The organism is Flagellimonas halotolerans (assembly GCF_035818535.1).
Classification (GTDB): Bacteria; Bacteroidota; Bacteroidia; order Flavobacteriales; family Flavobacteriaceae; genus Flagellimonas; species Flagellimonas halotolerans.
This window is the reverse complement of the sequence record NZ_JAYKYV010000010.1, coordinates 79829-102142: the sequence shown is the minus strand read 5'-3', so window position 1 is coordinate 102142 and position 22314 is coordinate 79829. Positions and strand designations below refer to the sequence as shown.

Here is a 22314-nt window from a genome sequence, read left to right as displayed (position 1 = left end):
TACCGATTGTTCAAAAAGGCACCTTAGTAGTCCTTATCATAACCTGGCCTTGAAAGGTTCCAAAACCCGATCCCCTTGGTTCTACATCCAAGACCCCACCTATCTTAACCTGTAAGGGCGCCCTTTGGCTCAGGACATGGTAATCCAGGTTATTTTCACCAATTACGCTCAAATCCATTGGTTCATCGCTATTGGAGAGTTTGCTATAAACTACTTCGACGCGGATTTTGATCGGTTCGGGGCTTTCGGTCCAGATGGTGAAAATGGCAGGCTTGGGGGGTACCTCAAGATGTCTTAGGTGTCCTTCATCAATCCATGTACCATCTTCATGGACTGTTATCCTTCCGCCCCCGCTCCCCATAAGGTAAAATTTTCCAAAATCAAGGTCTTGAGTCTTCACCAAGTGAATCTCCTGGGCGTGTCCTGATACATGGAATAGGGCAATCAAAAAATAGATAAGGGGTTTCATTAACTAACGATTACTTCATAGGTTTAGGGTTTGTTGTGCATATATCCGTTTGCTTCCATCTTCCAAATAAGTCACCCTAATGTGCCCTTGCCCCAGATGTATATCTTCCGGGATGTTTATATCAAAGGTTGCATACCTTAGATTGCCTGGTGTGTAAATTGCAAATCCTTTTATGGTATTCAGGAGTACCGGCGATCCCTTTAGGGGGATGTATTCCATCACGATGGAACCATAGGAGGAAACATTCCCGCTTCTTCGGAAGGCCATTGTTAGGGTAAAACGATCCTTTTGGAGATTTTTCAATTCAAGGGAATCAATGGAAACCTTGATTTCAGGCTTACCAATTCTTATGATATTGGCAATGGAAATGCCATAAACATAATTCAATTTAATTTTGATTTGGTCAGTGACAGGTTCTCCGGTTTGGTCCCGATCAGGGTTCTGGGGCTCCAATACGGGCCTAAAGTACAGATGAGACCTATATTCGCCCTTTTCCAATGAATTTCCGTTGACCATTTGTATCTTGACCACTTGTGATTCTCCGGGGGATAGTGTTACACGTCGCGGGAAAACACGCAAAAATTTTGAGGCCAGATTGTGGGAGGCCTCCAAAGTATCGAGTTCCACCAACCGACCATCCGATACCATTTCCATTTCGATATGGGATATCCGATAGGTCGTGGTATCCGTTCCGATATTGCTAATGTGTAGGGTTTTGACTTTTTGAAGGGATCCGTCAAAGACAATGCGTTTGGGAAAAACCAACAGATCCCCCTGTGCACAAATGCTTGACGATGTGAAGGCCACCAATAAAAATAATGGGAAGGGTTTGAACCGGCCCGTAGTAAAATTCCTGATTATATTCATACCCTTAAAATTTGGATGTCCATAGAATTCTATGGACATCCGGTCTTAAAATTGGTTACAACCCTTTTTTGGTTTTAAGAGGTCGCACAAGGGCTATCCCACTCTTAAATCCACCAGGGAAAGAGATTGTCCAAACGAAGGGCCTTGAAAATGGATTCTGCTTTTCGATACCCAGTATCATCAACTACCATATTACGCTCTCGAATTGACATTCTTTTAGGAAAGAATCTTATAGGTTAATTGTAATTAACCGTTACCGTAAGGTCGGATGTATTGCTATAAGTCCCTGAAGCTTGGGCTGCTGCAAGGTTCAGCGTCGCACCAACATTGACTGTTTCAGCACCGGCTGTCAAAGTACCGGTTCCGGATGGAGTACTGGTAAAAGTGTCCACGGTCATGGTATTGACCCCGCCATCGTTCAAGGTTATCGAACTGGGCAAGGTTATCGAATAGGTATAACCGGCTTCACCTGTTATATTGAAGGCTGCCGCATTAACGGTGCCTGTTGTAGCGGGAATAGTGGCTCCGCCCGTAACAGTTCTAGTACCACCGGGTGCCAATACGACAGTACCTGAGGTGGATGCACTTACTGCAACATTACCGAAGTTCATATCAGCAGATTTGGTAATGGCAATGGGGGCAACCACTGTGGCCGTGGCGGTGGCGGTGGCTGATTCTTGGGCATACAGACCACTAAACGACCCAACCACCGCAAACATAATAAAGTAAACTACTTTTTTCATACAAAATTGATTTTTGTGTTATTTATCTTACAAAAGAAAGAATATTACCTTATTAAAACGATAAAAAGCATATATTTTCGATAAATTACCCTTTTTTTTTAATAAGTATCCCCTAAAAAAAGTTGTGTTCACTAGCAAATAGTGGAAAACTGAAGCTAATGTAGCTGAAATTTCAACTATTTGGACACCTAACTTTGGGGGCCCAATGGAAAGCAACAAAAACCCAAAAAAGCCATAAAAATCCTTAGGGAGCCATATCGGTGGTAGCGCATAATGAAGTATATTTAAAAGAGAAAACAAAGACCATCCGTATGCGAGCGACCTTGGTGAATTTTTTATCCATGATCCGTCCCAGCCCGTTTATACCACGGAAGCGCTATTACGGTTGGACATGAGGATGGGCTTCATGCAGCGTTTGGACCGCCACTTAGGACTGCTCTTCATAGATGAGGAGGCTTCGGAAGGCAATCTGTGCTATGCCTTTGAACCAGGGCTGAACCCAGATTATATCAGCTCATTTACAAAGGAGGACATTAAGAGCTTTCTCGAAAGGACCTTGACAGCCTCCCGTTACCATATGGGAAGGGATGCCGTGGAATTCCCAAAATCCCTGCATTTGGAATAACATCCGCGTGAAAAAACCAACACCCGGACAAAATTGGATGATGAAGAAAAGGGACAAGCCCAAATGGTCTTGTATCCGGTATGGTTGAAAACAATAGCCAAGTCCCGACAGGGAGTCACCGTATTGGGCCGCCGATAGCGCACCAATTATATACTGAACGGGCATCCAATACCAAGGATTGGAAACACGACAGTCCCCCAAACACTTTATGTGAAACTAAAATCACAGATCTTCCTTATTGAGTTTATCTATAAAATAAGAGGGCAAGATTCCCAAACGTTTTTTAAAGGCAGAATAAAATGTATTGAGGTTATTAAATCCGCTTGAAGTTGCAATATAGGATAACTTATTTTTACGGTACTCTTTATCCTCCAACAATCTATTTAAAAGATGATTTATCCGAAGCCCGTTAATATAATTATTAAAATTGGACTTTTTCTCATGGTTGATTACCTGAGAGAGGTATTTCTGATTTGTTTGCAATAGATTTGCCAAACTGCGCAGATTACATTTAGTGTCAAGAAAAAAAGCTTCTTCTTCCAGCCTATTGAGTTTGGTAAGAATTATTTCCTTTATATCCTCATCCAGATAATCCTTGCTGGGAATAGGTTTGGCAATTTGTCCATTGGGCCTATTTTCCTTCCCGATGGCAAACTTCTTTTTTTGACCAAGTTTTTCAACAGCCAGTTCCCGTGTTCTATAATATAATAGCTTATTTTTTCTCTTCACCTTAAAGTATGAAAGTGTTGCAAAAAATCCGGACACCAAGAGAATGGCCAATATTATGGTTAGGAAACGATATCGTTCTTCTTGCGACTTGGATTTAAGTTCCAAAATTTCCTTTTGTCTGGATATTTGTGAAATGCGCCTACTAGCCTCCAATATCCTTAATCGCTGTTCGGATTCGATGGTGAAAAGCGAATCCTTTAGGGATAAATGCAAATTGGAGAAATGAAGCGCTTCTTCGGTATTGCCCATTGACATGTTAATGGTAGACAAGGATTTACTCACTTCCTTAATAACATCAAACGCTTTGATTTTCTTTGCTGCCTGATAGGCCTTATTATATTCAATTATGGCACTTAGGCTATCACCTTTGTGCAAACTTAGAGCAGCCATTAAAACATGTGCTCTTGGCTTTCTAAACCTATAGTTGTTGGAATCGATCAATACCATTGCCCTATCCAAAAATTCCGCTGCCTTTTCCAACTCCGATTCTTCCAAGTAAATGGCCGCTATGTTCATGTACACGGCACTTTGGATATAATTGCCCGGGGCATCTGCAGAACTTTCCAACTCCAGATAAAAATCATAGATTTCTCGAGCTTTTTTACTCCCTTCAAGTTTATGGGTCATTCTGGCTATTTCATCAACTTTTGGAAAAATAAACCTAGCTTCTTTCAACTCCAATATATAGCCAAGTCCCTTTAAGCAATTGTCAAGTGCCTTTTGATAATCTCCCATTCTCAAATAGAAATGGGATATTGCAGAATATGCCCGCATTAAACAGTATCGATCATTTAGCCCCTCCCCTTTCTCTAGTAAATTCAAGGCAGTTTCATAGGCCAGGTCATACTCGCCCCTTTCAGTATAGATATACGACCTGAGTGTTTCGCTATCGGCTTCTATTTTACCAAATAATGTACATTTATCATCTGATTCAACTTGATTTATAATGTCCAATGCATTATCAAATTCACCATGAACGAAAGATATGAACGCCTGATTTAAGGATGCTCTCAAAAACCCTCTATCATAACCCAAATCGGTTGCAAGCCGATATGCTTCGTCATTGTATTTTTTGGCAAGTTCGGTCGATTTAAAAATATAGTGAATGAACAAATCCAGACAAGCGTCCACCCTATGTTCTCCCTTTGATCGGGCGTGGTTTTCCAGTAGGGTTTCCTGGCTTAGAAAACTATGATTATCCACCATTTCCTTTATGCCCTTTAAATAGGGCGCAAGTCTATTTGAAGAGACTTCCTGGCAATATATTGGCATAATGGCCAAATACAGCAATATGGCCACTTTATGTTTTAATGACATGTTGAGCGTTAGTTAGTTTGGTTGCATAACACAAGTGATTATACTTAAAAGGCATTCCATTGTTTAAAAATGCATTTCCATAATACTTATGAAGTTGGTTCGATACAATCTACGATTTAATTTTGTTTCCGTACAAATTCACCCAATCATTTTATATCGGATAAATAATTTTGGTGCTTACACTTTATACATTTGGCAAGATTACATGGAAGACAGCCCTCATTTTTGTGTCATTCACAAAAACGGGTAATCAACATTGTAAGAAAATCGTTGATATTTATGTCCTTCAAAAAAAAAAGCAATGCTGGAATACTACAACATTGCTTTTGAACTAAACTTGAATTAAATCTCAACTAACTCAAAATTTTATGGGTTTTAATCCAATTGTAATTTTCGAGAGAAGTTAAAACTCGATAATAAACTATCTTCATTAAATATACCTCATTCAAAGTGTTCAAAAACAATTAATTGGGAGATTAAAAATCAAATTCATGAATTTTAGTACCAGTTCCCACAATGCATGTGATTTTTTTATGAAGGATGGATAATCCAATTAAAATGTGATGTTCACGCCATTAGTTGAATTGGTTTTATCTTTAAAAACCAAGAGCTTGTCCTTATTTTGTGTCACGAAAAAAAGATAACCGCCCACTGCGTGGTTTACCCTCACAATGGACTTGGCATCACCTGGGACCAAAAACCCGCTGGCCGATGTTTTTTCACGTATAAAACCTCCTTGCCCGTTACCTTTTAAGAGTATGCCGTTAAGGGCATCGTATCTTCCAATAAAAGTTTCATTTCCAAAATCGTTCCCTATCCCAAGAATATCCTTGTGGCCATCTCCATCCATATCCCAAAGCATTATATCGTTTAAAGGTGCCAGTTGCGCCGCAGTGGGCAAAGGGTGAAGATTAAATTTACCGTTGCCCAGGTTTTCCAAATAGGCACTTTTATCAAAATTACCCTCTAAGATTAGGGCATTCTTGATTTCCTCATCACTGAATAAAGTGTTGAAAGTAGCTTCAGCATATTCCTTAAAATAGTCAAACTTTTTTCTAAACAAGGGGCTTTGCAAGTTTAAATCACCCCAATAATTGAAAGGATACGGTCTATATGTTCCCTTATCGTCTTTAATGTAAACAAAGCAAATGGGGTCTTGACTGCCATTTTTGTCAAAATCCTTGCCTACCATATGGACAGGCCGTTCCTTGGATGGTTGGAAAAAATTGTTGCTGCCCAAATTTCCGGCAACAAAGTCCATATCCCCGTCCCCATCCATATCGCTGGATTTTATGCATTCCCACCAACCGATATAATCATCAATTCCAGTTTCTTTACTTATTTTAAAGGATGTTGTTTCATTTTTGAAAAAAGTAATGGGCATATATTCCCCCAAGACTATCAAATCTGGCCTATTGTCCCCATCGTAGTCGGACCATATTGCATCTGTTACCATTCCGACCTTATATAGATCTGGTGCATATTCACGGGTAACATCCCTTAAGATACCTTTATCGTTTTTCAATAAATAGCTTTTTTCAGCTGCCGGGTATTTACCTGCTGGTGTCCGTCCTCCGACAAATAAATCCAAGTAGCCATCTTGATCAAAATCCACGGATTTCACCACCGACCCACTTGTACTTATCTCGGGGATCCTGTCAGGATCTAGGACAAAGTTTCCATGTCCATCATTAATAAGAATCCGGTCTTTGTAAAATTCACTGCTGGGCTCAAATTCATTGCTCCCAGAAACCAGGTATAGGTCCAGGTCCCCATCATTGTCCAGATCAAACAACTCCATATCCACTTCCTCGTAGCCCATGTCCTGTTCGTTTTCGAATATCATGTGCCCTTCAAAATTTCCATTTGCATCTTGCATATACAATACGGGGGAATGGTTTGCCGAACTTCCAACAATGACATCTTCGTATGAGTCGCCATTGATATCACCCACGGCCAAACAGGGGCCATGTTGTGAAAATTTATGGGGCAGGGTTCGTTGCTGGGTATTAAAATCTACAAAATCCTGCTCCACATGCTCATAGTTTATACCCAACTGATTTGAAACTTCGGATAATTCCGGGTCCTCCAACGAGTCCATATTAATTCTCAACATGTCCGCATTGTTCAGGATTTCACTTGTTTCATAATCAATCTCAATCAATTGATTGGGTCGAATATGGTTCAGTTTATGATAATTTCCATCAGGCCATTGTATTTCAAGCCCGGAAATCATTTCATTGGATCCTATTCCAAAATGAACAATAGGTTCCATGGAAGACATGTAACCTCTACTGAGGTAATGTTGGTAATATTGCTTTTTCCCTTTACCATAGCGGATCAAAACCTTTGCTCCAATGGCCAATGGGTTTCCTTTATTTCCCTTTAGAAGGACCCTTAGAAAATTATTGTTCCCAAAAGACCCGGATTCCGACCGGTTTTTGAAAATGAATGCTTCTTCATTGATATTATTGACAACATAATCCAGATCTCCATCCAAATCCAGGTCGGCATAAGCAGCTCCATTGGAAAAGGAGGGAATATTCAATCCCCAGGCATTCCCTACTTCTTCAAAGGTCCAGTCCCCTTTATTTCTGTATCCATAATTTGGTATTTTAACCACCGGGATGGAGTCCAATATCTGAGCGGGGGTCAAAAATGATGCAGCGCCCAACCTAAAGTCGCCAAAATCCCTATCGGTAATGTCCCTCGGAAAACCATTTGTAATCAATAAATCCCGAAATCCATCATTGTCGACATCCATGAAAAGTGGGGCCCAACTCCAATCGGTTTTGGAGACTCCCGCCATCAGGCCAATCTCACTAAAATTACCCCCAGAGCTCGAGCCCTTATGCAGCATATTTCGCATATATTGGTACTGATAACCAAAACGTTCGTTCAAGGTATACTCAAGGTAATTGGTTCGGCCTATGGTTGTTTTCATTCTTTGGTTGCTTTCCCCCAACATATCCAAGGTTATAATGTCAAGCAAGCCGTCATTGTCATAATCGGCAATGTCCGATCCCATTGAAAACTTACTCTGGTGCTTTATATAGTCCTCAATTTGATTTGTAAATGTTCCATCTTTATTGTTCATGTACAATAAATCGTTGGTCAAATAATCATTGCTGACATGGATATCCGGCCAACCATCATAGTTTAAATCCGAAACAGCCAGCCCCAGACCAAAACCTTCATGCACTATACCAGCCCCAATGGTCACATCGCTAAAGGTTCCGTTCCCATTATTATGGTACAGCCTATCATTACTTTTTGCAGATCCATCATTGATTTTTGGACGATAATTGGAGGGCAATGTATGTACTTGTTGGTTGTTGAGCACATATAAATCCAAAAGCCCATCCTTATCATAGTCAAAAAAAGTAGCGTTCATACTATTTCCTGGGTCATCGATACCGTACTCAGCGGCCATTTCACGGAACTTGGGTACTCCGTTCTTATCAGATCCCTGATTGACGAAAAGCAGGTTCCTTCTTTGATCTCCTTTTTCTTTCATGGCCGTACAGATGTATGCATCGAGCCAACCATCCAAATTAATGTCGACAACCGCAACTCCTGTACACCAATTATTATCTGCCCCGATACCAGAATCCTTGCCAACTTCCTTAAATTTAAAATCGCCTTCATTTAAATAAAGCTGGTTCGCCACTTGGTTGCCAGTGAATAAAATGTCGCTTTTGCCATCATTGTTAAAATCAGCTACGGCTACACCACCGCCGTTAAAAATATATTCATTTGTTAGAATATTGAAACTATCGGTTTCCACAATCCTATTGTTAAAATATATGCCCGTACTATCGGCATTCAGTTGCTTGAACAATACCTGAGGTTTTTTTTGGCATGAGAATACCAAAACATAAATAACAATAAGGGTGATACTCTTTTTCATTTTTGACCTATTATCAATATTCACTTATCCTGATCTGTTCTCGAAAGTTCAAATCCCTTAATTCCAAAAGGCCATGATATGAAATTATCAAGGCCTTTTGACTTTAAGTGTTAAAAATATTTATTTTACCTATTAGTAGGCAGGGTCTTGTGTCAATGTAGGCTGACCATCTTTTACCGATCTATCTATTGCCTCTATCGGAATGGGGAAAAATTCATTTTTACCCTTTTGAAAGGATCTGCCCTCCAAATACGTTCTATGTTCGGACTCACTTTGTATATATTGGTTTAAAACTTCAGCAGCTATGCCCCAACGTTGAAGATCAAAAAATCGATGTCCTTCCATGGAGAATTCCAATCTAGTTTCAAAACGTACGGCCCTTCTGGCCATGTCCTTATCCGTCCATGGTGATTCGTACTCGGAAATTTCATAATTGGCCGCTGGTTCACCATCGACGATGGTGAAATCGTTTCTTTCCTCACCTTGCGTGGCCAATGGAACAAAGCCTTCAGGATTGGCCGCCCTGGCCCTAATCCGATTTACCAAGCCCCTGGCAACCTCCAGATCGCCGATTTCCACTTCGACTTCGGCAAGCCATAGAATGATCATGTCCAAACGCATGATCCTGTAGTTGTTGGCCGATAGATTTCCCCATCCGCCTTGTCCAAAGGCCTCTGGTTCTGCCACATGCTTCATACTAAAAAAAGGTCCGGCATAGGTCAGGTCACGTACAAAATCGGTCTGATAAATTTTAAATCCTTTGTATAGAATCCCCGGTCTGCCCACGGAATGGTCCAATCTTGGGTCCACTGGACCGTCATATGTTGACAATGTGGTAACAGGATCAACGGTAGCCGGCACATCTTCATCATCAAAGGTCTCCAACATGGGAAGCCCGCCCTCTGTTTTAAAAGCATTTACCAGGTTTTGTGATACCTGATAAAATCCACAGCAGCCCCATGGATCGGTATAGGGGTGTGCAAGACCAATACCTCTATTGGCCGCATCTCCCGTGGCACTGCTAATGGCGTACTGGACTTCAAATATGGACTCCGAATTGTTTCGGGTAGCGACCAAAAAATTGTCTTGGTACTTTTCTTCCAAAGAGAAGGGGCCATTGTTTAGAATGTCTTCCAAAATGGGTTTTGCCTCCTGTAATTTCGTTGTGTTCGCAGAACCGTCCGAATTCCATCCCTGATACATTTTGGCCTTGGCCAAAAAGGCTTTGGCGGCCCAACTTGTTGGTCTGCCAACTTCGCTTTGCGTCTCGGGCAACACTGCGGCCGCGGCTTCAAAATCAGCTTCGATCAATGGCCAGATTTCCCGGTCATTGGGCACCTTGGTACTTTCAAGGTCGTTCAATTCAAAATCCTCATCACTGATATAAGTGGGCATTCTCCACATTTTTCTTGCCTCAAAGTGAAACAGCCCCCGCAAAAACCTGGCTTCTGCGATTATCTGTTGTTTTTGCTCCTCTGTAGCATCCTCAACTTTCTCCAAAGTATTTATGACATTATTGGTGGCAGCGACCCCTTTGTAAAGCCCTCTCCATTTATCCCTTACGTGAACATTGAACGACTGAAAGTCGTATGCCTCAATAAAGGATTGTTCAGGTTGATCCCCAGCATCTGTGCCCTTAAGAGCATCATCGGAAGCCAGGTTGAACACCCAGTTATGAATATCATTATGCCATGTCTGTCCCTCCAAACCGCCACCGGGGAGCATCGTATAGGCTCCGAGCAGAAGACCGTTGACGCCATCCAAAGTAGCAACATCCGCTTCACTGAACTGGCCCTGTGGCTGTCTATCCAAAAAATCGTTATTACAGCTCAATACCAAAGCAATCACGCCAAGTATTCCAAGTAAAGTCGAAATTATCTTTTTCATTTTTATAAACATTTAATTTGTATTATTTAAGTGTAACATTTAACCCTAGCGTTATCGTTTTTGATACTGGTTGGGCTCCGCCATCATAACCTAAAGTTAGGTTTCTTCTTGAGTCGTCCGCATTGCTCAATTGAACTTCCGGGTTAAGGCCCGAATATTTGGTAAAAGTGGCCATGTTTTGGGCCTGCACGTATACTTGAGCCTTGTCCAGACCCACTGTGGATAATATTTTATCGGGGAAATTATAGGTCAATTGTATATTCTTCAGTCTGAAGAAACTTCCATCCTCGATCAAGTAGGATGAAGGCCTGCTACTGATTTGATCATTGGCGTCCATAATCGGGGAAGTGGCATTGGGGTTGGCCGCCACCCAAGTACTTGGGTCTGCCGTTGGATTGGTCGGTTGCCATGCATCGAACAATGCCCTGGTGCTCCGGTTACCTTGAAAGGTATTGAAATCTGCAAAATATCTCACATAGTTGAATACGTCATTCCCTTGGGAGCCATTACCAAAGATGTTCAATTCCAAGTTTTTATAGCTTAAATTAATATTGACACCATAAGTGAAATCAGGGTGGGGACTTCCAATAACAGTCCGGTCATCGTCGTTAATGACACCATCGTTGTTAACGTCGGCCACCTTGAATTTACCGGGGGCATTATAATCTCCGTAAGGTGCCCAGGCATCAGCTTCTGCCTGGGATTGGAAAATCCCCAAGTTTCTGAACCCATAAAAAGAGGATAAGGGCAAGCCTGCCTCGGTTATGGACAGTGCAGGTATTCTCCTACTTTGACCAAAAATTCGGGTGCTCTCCCCTTCCAACGCATCAACATTGTTCTTGTACGCAGAAAGATTGGCACTGACATCATAGGAGAAATCTCCTTTTTTATCACCATAACTGATTCCCAAATCAAACCCTTTATTGGTCATCTGTCCCACATTGAATGCAGGTTCATCCGCTTGACCCGCGGTATAGGTGACAGGGACATTGATCAACATGTCGGTAGTAACCCGTTTCCAAAGGTCCAGGTTCAGTGAGACCTTGTTGTTCAGCATCACCAAATCCAGCCCTATGTTATTTGAGGTCGTCGCCTCCCATTTGGCATTGGGGTTTCCAAAAGCTCTTGGCGCAAAACCGATCTGTGGGGTACCTGTAGAACCGTCCACTGGATATCCCCCTGTTAAAATATCGGAACGGTAGGTAGTAAATGCATTGTAGTCACCGATTTGCTGGTTTCCTGTTTTACCCCAACCATACCTTAATTTTAAGTTATCTATCCAGGTGACATCTTCCATGAACTTTTCATCTGAAATCCTCCAACCTAAGCTAAAGGCGGGAAAAAATGCACTTCTGGAAGCCTGTTGAAACCTAGAGGATGAATCATTTCTCAAAATGACCTGGGCCAAGTATTTCCCGTTGTAGTCATAGTTTAACTGACCAAACTGGGACCATAGCGTATAATCTTGCCAAACAAATCCTCTATTGGTCGCGGTAGTGGCATCCCCTAAATCCAAATAACTCAGGATATTTGTTGTTTCAAAAGCAAATCGTTGTCTACTTGCCTCCAAACGTTCTTCAAATTGCTGGATAGACTCCACACCAACAAAGGCCTTGAAATTATGGTTTTCATTAAAGGTCTTGGAATAGGTCAAGGTATTTGTCCAAGTCCACTGGTACTCATATTGTTCCCTAGCAGTGGAACTGTTGATAAAGTTACCCTCCACATACTCTGGCTGTGGACGGCCTAAATCCCTCTGTCGCTGTATTCTTCCGTCCAATCCAAAACTGGTTCGTATTTCAAGGCTGGGGATCACCTCATAGTTCGCATAGACATTCCCCAATAGTCGTAAACTATATCTCCTATCGTCCCTGTCCCTGTACAGTCTGGCATATGGATTAAAATTGTTGCCCAGATTGGCCCCTCTACTACCTGCAAAATTACCGGCAATGTCATAAATGGGAAGCAAAGGATGGTGCTTATAGGAGCCAGAAACGGGACTCTGCTCATCATCATTGGAAACAAACCCCTTAAGGTTATCAAATGAAGCAGTGAAATTCTCGCCAATGGTCAGCCGTTTATTCAAAGCTTTGAACTCTGTGTTCGCCCTTAGCGATATTCTATCATAACTAAAGAACTTAACTATACTTTCTTGTGAAAAATATCCCAAGCTAAAGGCATAACGCGCCATTTCTGTAGCTCCTGAAGCCGAAATATTGTGGCTTAAAATGGGAGCGGACCTTGATACTTCCTGCCACCAATCGGTATCAGCAGCACGTGTAATAGCATATATGTTGCCAGGTTCCAATGCATAAAGACTCGGATCGGTACCGGGATCACCTTCAAAAGCGCCACTTGGAAAAACATAATCGGGTATGGTCACTTCACCATTGGGCCCGAAGGTATACTGTCCGTGACTTGGGGTCTTGCCTGCGTACAAATCGGCCAAATATAAATACGTGCCCAAATCTTCTGCATTTAACGCCTCTACATCGTTGGCCGGGGATTGAATTCCATAATACGTATTGTAGTTGATCGTCGGTTTGCCCATTTTACCCTTTTTTGTAGTGATAATGATGACTCCATTTGCAGCCCTAGATCCATAAATGGAAGCTGATGAAGCATCTTTTAGCACCTGTAGGGACTCAATGTCATTAGGGTTTAAATTAGATTGCCTTTGGGAAGGGACACCATCTATGATATACAAGGGGTCATTGTTCCCCAGCGTACCGAAACCGCGGATACGAACCGTTGCCTCACCTCCCGGTCTGGCATCGTTAATGATGGTTACACCGGCAGCCCTACCCTGTAACTGTTGAGAAAATGTAGTCGCTGGTACAGATTTAAGCTCTTCGGTATCCACAACGGTCACGGCCCCTGTCAAATCCTTCTTGGCCTGTGAGCCATATCCCGTTACTACGATTTCATCCAATCGGTTGGCATCCTCTTCCATGGTTACATTTATGGTACTTTGACCATTGACGGGAACTTGAATGGTCTTGTACCCTATATAGCTGATAACCAAAGTAGCGTCACTGGCAGCATCAATGCTAAAATTACCGTCAAAATCGGTTTGTGTCCCATTTGTAGTCCCTTTGACCAGAACGTTTGCCCCCGGTAAGGGTCCTGTTTCGTCAGATACCGTACCTGTAATGCTCTGGGCCTGTATAAAGCCCGTACAAAGTACAGCAGCCAAAAACATAATACTCTTGAAAAAAGGTTTTTTCATAATCAAATTTTAGGTTGTTTGTGTTAGTTAAATAGTTTAAAATCCAAAAGATCCATGATGGAAAATGTAAAATTGAATTAGGTAAACATAAATGATAAAGGCCACACTTTATTGTCAATATGTTATTATACACCTTCAAATTCATGAATTTTATAATTTCAATGCCTTATCATTGTGATATTTATATATTTTTTCTTAAAACTTCATTATCGGTTGTTTTTATAGCATTTGCCATCAAAAGGACAAGACTTCAAGTCAATAGATTTCCATTTTCATCCCATTCCGCAATTATATTACGCTTGCTCTGGTCAACGCATTTTGCAATCCATTCGGGGTCGTAAGCCACTCCATGCTGATCCAGTATATCTTGGGGAACACCGTCCCATATGTTTGGTCGATTTCCTTTATAGCCCAAATCCGCAATACCCTCTTTTGAAGTGTAATACCCTGTGACGGTTAAGTTTCGCACAATCGCAAAGAATTGAATTTCGAGAGGTTGCACATCCAAAGGAACTGTTGCATCATGAAAAGCTATGGTATCCAAGATTTGTTTTTGCTGCTCCAACGCAGCCTTCTTGAACTCCAGATCAAAAAGCTTGTTGCTTTGGTAATCGAGCCACATCAGCCCACCTTTTAAGGTGAGTTCGAATTCTGGGATATCCTTGGCAATAAATTCTATGAATTCTGGAACTTTGGCCTCAATTGGGCCTCCATAAGGTTCTTTAGACGGCAGAATGATGCTGCTTAAAACGGCAATGGTCTCCAATTCATGGTCCGAAAATAATTTTTGGGCATTCAATTTTCCTATTCGCTCCAACTCCTCCGGGGTTCTTCCAAAGTGTGCAGTGTCCATTTTACTTGGGATACTCATTTCTGCATCCGCCTTACAGCCATAAAAGGCCAAAGCAGAGGCCCCAGCCCCCATGATCATGGTTTGTATACTTTTCCTCCTGTCCATTGATTTTAGATGTTTTGTTGTTTAAGTTGTTCGATGATATAATCCGATGCTCGCCATGACAATGCCAAAATGGTCCATGTACAGTTTTTATCGGCTTGGGATGTAAAGGGACCCGCATCAACAATAAAGACATTGTCCACATCGTGCAATTGGTTGAATTTATTGGTTACAGAAGTCTTAGGGTCATCTCCCATCCGCGTTGTTCCTACCTCATGGATGATTCTTCCCGGGGCAAGCAAACCATAGTCTATATCGACGGTAGGTTTATCCCCAAGGGGTTCACCATCCATATTATGGATGATTTCCTCGAAGGTATCTTGCATGTGTTTGGCTTGTTTAATCTCTAGGTCGGACCACTTATAATTAAATTTGAGCACAGGAATTCCGAATTTATCCACCGTAGTGGGGTCTATCTCACAGTAATTCTCTTTACGCGCAATACCTTCACCGCGTCCAGCCATATGTATCACCGAACCGTAATATTTCTTTACATCGTCACGTAGAACATCCCCATACCCTCCTACATTTAAGCCAAAGAATTTATTGAACTCATTGGTATTGAAACCAAAACCATAATTTGGCTGTCGCATCCCGCCACCAATTTCAATATGGTAACCACGGGGAAAATCCAATTTCTTGTTATCTCCCCACCATGGGGAATACACATGCATTCCGCCTGTACCGTCCTCGTTATAGGTTACTTTACGGTTCATCAGCCCCGGGATGAATGCAGAACGGCTGGCTCCTGTGGAATCGTGCAGATATTTTCCTATATGGTCGCTGCTATTGCCCAAGCCATTGGGATGATGTTTGCTTTTTGAGTTCAACAGGATTCGGGCAGAACTACAAGCAGAAGCGGCAAGGACTATAACTTTTCCTTTAAGTTTGTATTCCTTTCTGTCATCTTTACTGATATAGGATACACCGGTCGCCTTACCTTCATCATCCGTAGTAACTTCACGCACCACTGAATTGACAAATATTTTGATTCTTCCCCCACTTTTTTGTGCCGGGAATATCAAGCAACTTCCAGATGAGAAATCAGCATATACCGAGCAAGACCTGGAACATTGTCCACAGTAAAAACAAACGCCCCTTTGGTTATTTATCCGTTTGGTCAACATTGAAAGGCGACCCGGTATAACCGGCACACCGGCTTTCTTGGCGCCATTGATATAAAATAACTCGTGGAGTCTAGGTTTTGGAGGCGGTAAAAAAAATCCATCAGGATCGTTTTCCAATCCTTCATTGGTGCCAAATACCCCGATCAGTTTATCGACCTTATCATAATAGGGCTTTACATCCTCATAGCCAATGGGCCAATCTTCACCATGTCCATCACGCGTCTTACCTTTAAAATCCTTTGGCCCAAAACGCAGTGAAATCCGGCCCCAATGATTGGTTCTTCCTCCCAGCATGTGGGAACGAAACCAATCAAATTTAGTGCCTGGCTCATGGGTGTAGGGCTCTCCCTCTATTTCCCATCCCCCATAGGCCATGTCCCAACCTCCGAAGGGCCTTGTGGTACCCGCTCCCCTATTTGGGGATTCATAGGGCCATTTTAGCTGGGTCATCGTCTTGGGGTCGGCAGGGTCAAAAAATGGGCCTGCCTCCACTATGGCAACGTTCAATCCCGCATCGGCCAATTGCTTGGCCGCCATACCGCCCCCTGCTCCAGAACCCACTATGATTGCATCATATAATTCTGGTGCTACTTTTATCTGCATAATAGGTTTCCTTTAAAATGATTTTTGGAAAAATACTATGGCAACCTAAAATATTTGCGTATTTAAAAATAAAAAGGCTCTAAATTCAAGAATTTTATAGTATTTCACTCTTTGTTTTATATAGTATTCAAAGAGATTTTTTCTGTTGGAAAGGTTTTGGGTCTTTTATGTTTTCTTGTTTTGTAGAATACTATCCACGTAAACACCGATCAGATGTGTTCGGATATTTACCGATGTTTCCTCGTTTGTATCCCCAAGCTTTACTTTCATGGTTTGAGAAGGAAAAAGTGGCATATGGCAGGAGATGCAATTGTCCCTTGAATTGAAGTTGGGAGTGGTGTGCAGCTTTTCCGGGCTTGAATGGCATTCGATACATTTGGAATTAAAATGTTCTTCATTCCCACGTTGATTTTGATGTGGATCATGACATGTGGTACAACTCATCGTAGCTGAATTTTTGTAACACTCACTACTTTTAAGAAGACCATATTGATTACCATGTACATCCAGTTCAGCCTCTGGCCTTCCAAAGTTGTAGTTTTTGGCATATTTGTCCAATCTTTCGCCGGCTATAAAGGAAAAGGGATTATCCTTTACTTGGATCGCACGCAGGCCCGAATGGCATTGCACGCAAATATCCATTTTTAATTGTCGGCCCAATGTGTCTATTTTGACAACTACGTCTTCTTCACTGTCGGTTAAGTTCCCTGATCTGTAATCCACATGTTCCTTTAATGGGCCGTGGCATCGTTCACAGTCTATACCATACATAAAGGATTCCCTTTCATAAACATTGGTATTGCCTCTAAAATTCTTGTTTTTGGCAAAGGTTACATGGCATTTGATACAGTTGTCAGTAACAGGCCTTGAATACTTATGATTGGGGAAACCCGGGCTATTTATCCAGCTATCTATCAACCTAAAATATGAGGCCTGCAACTGAAATAGCGAATCCCCCTTAAATGTCAAATAGGATTGTCCCTTGACGCCAGAACCTATTACAACATCAAAACTGGATTTATCGACCAATTCGCCCGTTGTCTTGGAATACGTATTTTGAACATAAGTCTGTCCATCACGAGCAATTTCCACTTCAACATCTGTTAGTTCTAGCTGGTTGGACCAGTTATCAAAATGATTCTTTAGCGTTTGCCCATTTACAATCGAAGAGGAATTATAATGTGACGATTCCAAATGGGTCTGGTATATATTTTTATGGCAAGGTATACAGGAAGATGAGCCTGCAAACCGATCACCATTATAATGAACCGGCATTTCTTGTGGGACTAATTTATATTCCCCTACATCTTCATTTTGAATACTCAAAATTACAGTTATAACAGCCATGGCCGCTATCAAACATAATATAGAGACTCTTTTGATCAATTTTGTAGATGGATATATTATGAATTAAACAAGTTAAGGTTCCTCTAAGGAAACCAATTTTTATGGCAAAGCGAAATTATCAACCCAAAAACGGTAATAAACTTCAAATGCAAAAACCGATTCTGAAGAATATTCAAAAACACTTGTATTGAAAAAATCTAATAAAAATGGTCCATAAATTAAACCCAACCCGTTAATCCGACACCTTTGGAGCTGGCCCCATTACTTGTCCATTATTCAATCATTACTAGGGAATAGAATGGCCCGCTCCGAGACTTGCTACTTTATAGAAAAATCCTTGATTAAAGGAAGTAAAAAATAAACGGCAAACGACATAATAATTATTGACAGGATGTTCATAAAAAAGCCGGTCCGCACCATGTCCGGAATTCGCAAATAACCCGACCCAAAAACAACAGCATTGGGAGGGGTTGCCACGGGAAGCATAAAAGCACAGGAGGCGGCAGTGGTACAAGCGACCATAAGCATGAAGGGGTCGACCCCCAGGGTCAATGCCAAGGGTGCCAAAACTGGCAACATCATGGCCGTGGTGGCCAAATTGGATGTAACCTCTGTCAAGAAGTTGATGGATGCAATAACAAGCACCAAAACACCGAACAGTGAAAATCCATCGAAAAATGTCATCTGAGCGCCCAGGTAATGCGCAAGGCCCGTATCTTGAAATCCCTTGGCAATTGCCATTCCACCACCAAACAACAGAATGATTCCCCAAGGGATCCTTACGGCTTCATCCCATCGGATGAGCGGTCGACCCCTCCCCTTTGCGGGAATAATGAAAAGTAAAATGGCGGAACCAATGGCAATCATGGTGTCATCTATGTTCTGAATGAATTTTTGCAATAAAAATGATCTTGATATCCAGCAAATAGCTGTTAGAACAAAAACAGAAAGCACCATTTTTTCTTCCCTGCCCATGGGGCCCAATTCCTGTAACAATCTATCAATTTCTTGTTTCCCTCCTGGAAACCGTCCCTTGCCCATCGGATATGCGAGCCTTGTCAGGTACAGCCATGCAAACACCAATAATACCGATGCAATTGGAAAGCCAAATTTCATCCATTGCCAAAAACCAATATCGACCCCATATGTTTTTTGGACAAATCCGGCAAGCACCAAATTGGGAGGCGTACCGATCAAGGTGGCAATACCTCCTATCGATGCGGCATAGGCAATGGCCAGCATCAATAATTTCCCAAACTCCGCTGTTTCATTTTTAAGGGTATTGGGGTTATCGCCCAACTGCTTTATAATGGACATTGCCATGGGCATTACCATTACCGTAGTTGCCGTATTCGAAATCCACATGGATAGAAATGCCGTGGCAACCATAAAACCAAGTACTATCGTATACATATTCGTTCCGATAGCCCTTATGATTTGAAGTGCGATTCTTTTATGAAGGTTCCACTTCTCAATGGCCATGGCCAACATAAACCCTCCCATATATAGAAAGACATATTTATGACCGTAACTGGCCGTTGTATCACCCAATGGGATGGTATCCAAAAGTGGAAACAAGATTATGGGGAGTAAGGCGGTGGCCGCAATGGGGATTACCTCAAAGACCCACCAAACGCCGATCCATAAGGTTGCTGCAAGTACATCACGGCCTTCCCCGGAAAGTCCTTCCCCCGTAAAATAGAAATGGACCAGGGCAAACAAAAGCGGCCCCAATACAAAGCCGAATTTCTTGTATGACATGTTTTGTTTTTTATTATGTGCACGAATAAAAAGGGGACGGTGCCAAGGCACACCACCCCCTATTGAAGATCATTGGACTCGTTCCATAGGCTCCCTATCCATCCAATACAACAAATAGGGTATATTGTAGGCATGGGTCCAACCAAATACCCTAAGGCCTTGATTGGTCTGCCAATTGGTAAACCGTCCCTTGCTCATGGGTAGGTTTGATATTTTCAAAAGGTCTTCACTGTATTCATTGGCCGATTCATAGGCTTCGGGTTTTTTGGGGAGCGCACCGATTTTAAGTAATTCAGCCCTTGCCATGGCTTCGTCCAAGTAGCTTCTTTCCCCACTTATTTCATATCCCAGCAACAAGGGGTATATGGTCGCTAAATAGGATTCCATTTCGTGGTTCAAGGGAGGTACGTCACGAACCCATCTGGCATGTTTCAACAATGCTTTTTTCACATTCCCCTTTCCTGTTATTTGATGATATTTATATAGACCCTGTGCCACATAGGTTTGGCTATACCCATACCGATCAAGCAGTAGATTGCCACCTTGTCGTTCCTGTAGTTCCAGCATCAGCCCTACCCTTTCGTCCAGTTCTTCCCTGTATTTCTGGAGCTTGGTGACATCATAGAGTTCGACCAGGTTTAACACCGATAAATACAGGCGTCTTCCCCTAAGGTCGTGTTCGCCCCAAATCCTTTTTATATAGGTATCACCCGTCATTTTTGCGACCTCCAAAGCTCGATGGTCCGCTGACAGATAATAATCCGCAATCCAACCTTGTATCCACACGTGGGCACTGAGCAATGCGTACCAATGTTCGTTGGCGTGCCTTCGGCCAATCCCCAAATACGGGGTTGATTCCGGTTCGTCCTCATAGTTCCAAAAATCGATGGCATCGTTGACCTCACCGTAATAGGTTCGCTTTTTCGGCCAATGGACATTGTCCACATCCATAGTGTGTCGACTCATGGCCTGGGCCAATTTGAAATATTCGGGGTCACCTGTCCTCATAAAATTGGTCCACAACATAAAATCGACCATTGGTTCATTATTGGTCCATTGCACCCATTTCCCGTTAAAGAAATAACTTTTGCCATCACCATAGTCGAATATACCATACCATGGTTCGTGTTTCTGGTTATAGGCCCACCATTGGAATCTGTATTGCAGTGCATTTTCAAACTCTGGATGGGTTTTGGAAGCCGGTGCCATGTTCCCATAAACCTTTGAGTCGGTATACCACTTGGGTGTGGCGTGCGCGACGGGACTTTCGATAACATATTCCATTTTTTTCCCTACGGATTCCGCAGCATCATTATCGTGGAAATAATAGACAAACTCCGTGGTCTTTGTGATACCTTGCGCAAAATTGTCCAGCATGCCCCCGTCCGGTTCCGTATTGTGTCTGGCAAAGTTCATCGGGCCATTTTCCTTGGGCCAAATACTTCCCAAAAGGGTCTTGTTGGCGGGGTCGACCTCTATCCCTTTAGGGTACTCCTTCATAAAATTCTTTATACCAAGGCCCACACCTCTTTTTCCATCGGTCACGTTGACCCAACCTTTGGCCTTTTGCACTTGGGCCACTTGGGCACCGCCTTTGGTGAGGGTCGCCTTAAATCCCAAATCCTTTTCGGTCTCTTCGTTCCCACCTTCCTTACTGAAGTTGTTAAGGTAAAGGCTTCTTAAGCTGTTGGTTTTGCGCCTATCCGGTCCCCTTTGCAATAATTGGATCGGTGCCTTACCATTAGTAGCAACTTCCTCCAAAACCGTATTTGCCCCATCGTCTTCCCAAGACCCTTGATAGAGGGGCATTGAAACGTTCACATTATCATCCAAATGATATTTAAACTGAAGTCCAATGGCGGCTATCCGGTCGTTGGGTTGGGTCCATCCCATATCATCTTCAGTATGCTCCGTGATGATTTTGTCGTTCTGGGTTGCAATATTGGCATGTTGACCCTCCTGTTTTTTGTGCTTGTCCGGAATACCGGTGTAGGTCATGGTGTGCAACACTTTTATATAGCTCTTTCCTGCATAGGCGTGCAACCAAATGGTAAATGGCGATAAATTATTGTCCTCCCTGCTGTAGGTATAGGTGCCCTCTACCCGGAAAATAGTATGCATGGGACCGGAACCCTTTTCCCTGAACACTTCATTGATTACCGCTTTGGAGGCATCCATTCCCGAATCATCCAATAAATCCAGAAATGACCCCCTATGCTTTTTTGGTGAGGATGCTATTAATTCTTCGGTATCAAACTTTCCGTCATTGTTGGAATCCAAAAAAACCTCATCTAAAAAGCCATTGCCTTTTTTATGGATTGAAAAAGATATCGGGCCAGTGTTTACATCAATCCCGCCTTGAGGCCTCATATTGTTGGTTGAGATGATCTTCTCCTTGGGCACCATTGGAACAACACCGTCCCCATATTCCAAAACATAGTCTTGGGTATCCTCTGAAAAAAAGAAAACCCACACCCATTTAATACTATCGTCAACAGGTCCCCAATTGCTGACCTCTGTAGTCTGGCATGGAATTTCCGTTCCATCGGAGGTCAATAGCCGTAAATGGTCAACGGAATTTAAGGCTCCCTTGGGGAAAGGGATCCCCAAGGTAATGGGCGCTCCCTTTTTGTTGTTCTCCACCGTAATACTGAGTTGTTTCCCCAATGTTTCAGGTTTGGCACAGGATTTAAGCAGTAAACAGGCTAACAGTACTGTTATTAGTATTCTCATTTGTATAGAAAT

General features: G+C 42.4%; 13 protein-coding genes. 1 reads left to right on the top strand and 12 read right to left on the bottom strand.

What is annotated here, in order from left to right; all coding sequences use genetic code 11:
- Window positions 1–10: 10 nt before the first annotated feature.
- The 3 genes from VM932_RS12300 to VM932_RS12290 all read right to left on the bottom strand — a co-directional run bounded on the left by VM932_RS12300 (window position 11) and on the right by VM932_RS12290 (window position 2079).
- Window positions 11–469, bottom strand: a complete 459-nt coding sequence (locus tag VM932_RS12300; protein ID WP_326279086.1) for a DUF4402 domain-containing protein — start codon at window positions 467–469, stop codon at window positions 11–13.
- A gap of 15 nt (window positions 470–484) precedes the next feature.
- Window positions 485–1336, bottom strand: coding sequence for a fimbrial biogenesis chaperone (locus VM932_RS12295; RefSeq protein WP_326279085.1), 852 nt, complete (start codon window positions 1334–1336; stop codon window positions 485–487).
- A gap of 236 nt (window positions 1337–1572) precedes the next feature.
- The gene (locus VM932_RS12290) at window positions 1573–2079 is read right to left on the bottom strand and encodes a DUF4402 domain-containing protein (RefSeq protein ID WP_326279084.1); all 507 of its coding nucleotides are present in this window, start codon (window positions 2077–2079) and stop codon (window positions 1573–1575) included.
- A gap of 391 nt (window positions 2080–2470) precedes the next feature.
- Here VM932_RS12290 and VM932_RS12285 point away from each other — a divergent pair, with 391 nt between their 5' ends.
- On the top strand, window positions 2471–2704 hold the full coding sequence (locus VM932_RS12285) for a hypothetical protein (RefSeq protein WP_326279083.1): 234 nt from the start codon (window positions 2471–2473) through the stop codon (window positions 2702–2704).
- A 222-nt stretch (window positions 2705–2926) separates the two neighbouring features.
- On the opposite strand, the gene VM932_RS12280 is transcribed toward VM932_RS12285, so the two are convergent.
- From VM932_RS12280 to VM932_RS12240, 9 genes are all read right to left on the bottom strand, one after another.
- Entirely contained in the window at window positions 2927–4750 is a 1824-nt protein-coding gene (locus tag VM932_RS12280; RefSeq protein ID WP_326279082.1) for a helix-turn-helix domain-containing protein, read from the bottom strand.
- Window positions 4751–5303: 553 nt separating this feature from the next.
- Window positions 5304–8660 (bottom strand): VCBS repeat-containing protein, encoded by a 3357-nt coding sequence (locus VM932_RS12275; protein WP_326279081.1) that lies wholly within the window; start codon window positions 8658–8660, stop codon window positions 5304–5306.
- A gap of 132 nt (window positions 8661–8792) precedes the next feature.
- A complete protein-coding gene (locus VM932_RS12270; RefSeq protein ID WP_326279080.1) occupies window positions 8793–10547 on the bottom strand; it encodes a RagB/SusD family nutrient uptake outer membrane protein in 1755 nt (584 codons plus the stop codon).
- A gap of 22 nt (window positions 10548–10569) precedes the next feature.
- Window positions 10570–13776 (bottom strand): SusC/RagA family TonB-linked outer membrane protein, encoded by a 3207-nt coding sequence (locus VM932_RS12265; RefSeq protein WP_326279079.1) that lies wholly within the window; start codon window positions 13774–13776, stop codon window positions 10570–10572.
- A 250-nt stretch (window positions 13777–14026) separates the two neighbouring features.
- Window positions 14027–14734, bottom strand: a complete 708-nt coding sequence (locus tag VM932_RS12260; protein ID WP_326279078.1) for a gluconate 2-dehydrogenase subunit 3 family protein — start codon at window positions 14732–14734, stop codon at window positions 14027–14029.
- A gap of 5 nt (window positions 14735–14739) precedes the next feature.
- Window positions 14740–16461: a GMC family oxidoreductase gene (locus tag VM932_RS12255; protein ID WP_326279077.1), complete on the bottom strand. Its 1722-nt coding sequence runs from the start codon at window positions 16459–16461 to the stop codon at window positions 14740–14742.
- A gap of 165 nt (window positions 16462–16626) precedes the next feature.
- Window positions 16627–17787 carry a multiheme c-type cytochrome gene (locus VM932_RS12250; RefSeq protein WP_326279076.1) on the bottom strand — a complete coding sequence of 387 codons (1161 nt, stop codon included), beginning with the start codon at window positions 17785–17787 and terminating at the stop codon, window positions 16627–16629.
- A gap of 339 nt (window positions 17788–18126) precedes the next feature.
- The gene (locus VM932_RS12245; protein WP_326279075.1) at window positions 18127–19569 is read right to left on the bottom strand and encodes an SLC13 family permease; all 1443 of its coding nucleotides are present in this window, start codon (window positions 19567–19569) and stop codon (window positions 18127–18129) included.
- A gap of 69 nt (window positions 19570–19638) precedes the next feature.
- A complete protein-coding gene (locus VM932_RS12240; RefSeq protein ID WP_326279074.1) occupies window positions 19639–22302 on the bottom strand; it encodes an exo-rhamnogalacturonan lyase family protein in 2664 nt (887 codons plus the stop codon).
- Between the last annotated feature and the right edge of the window lie 12 nt (window positions 22303–22314).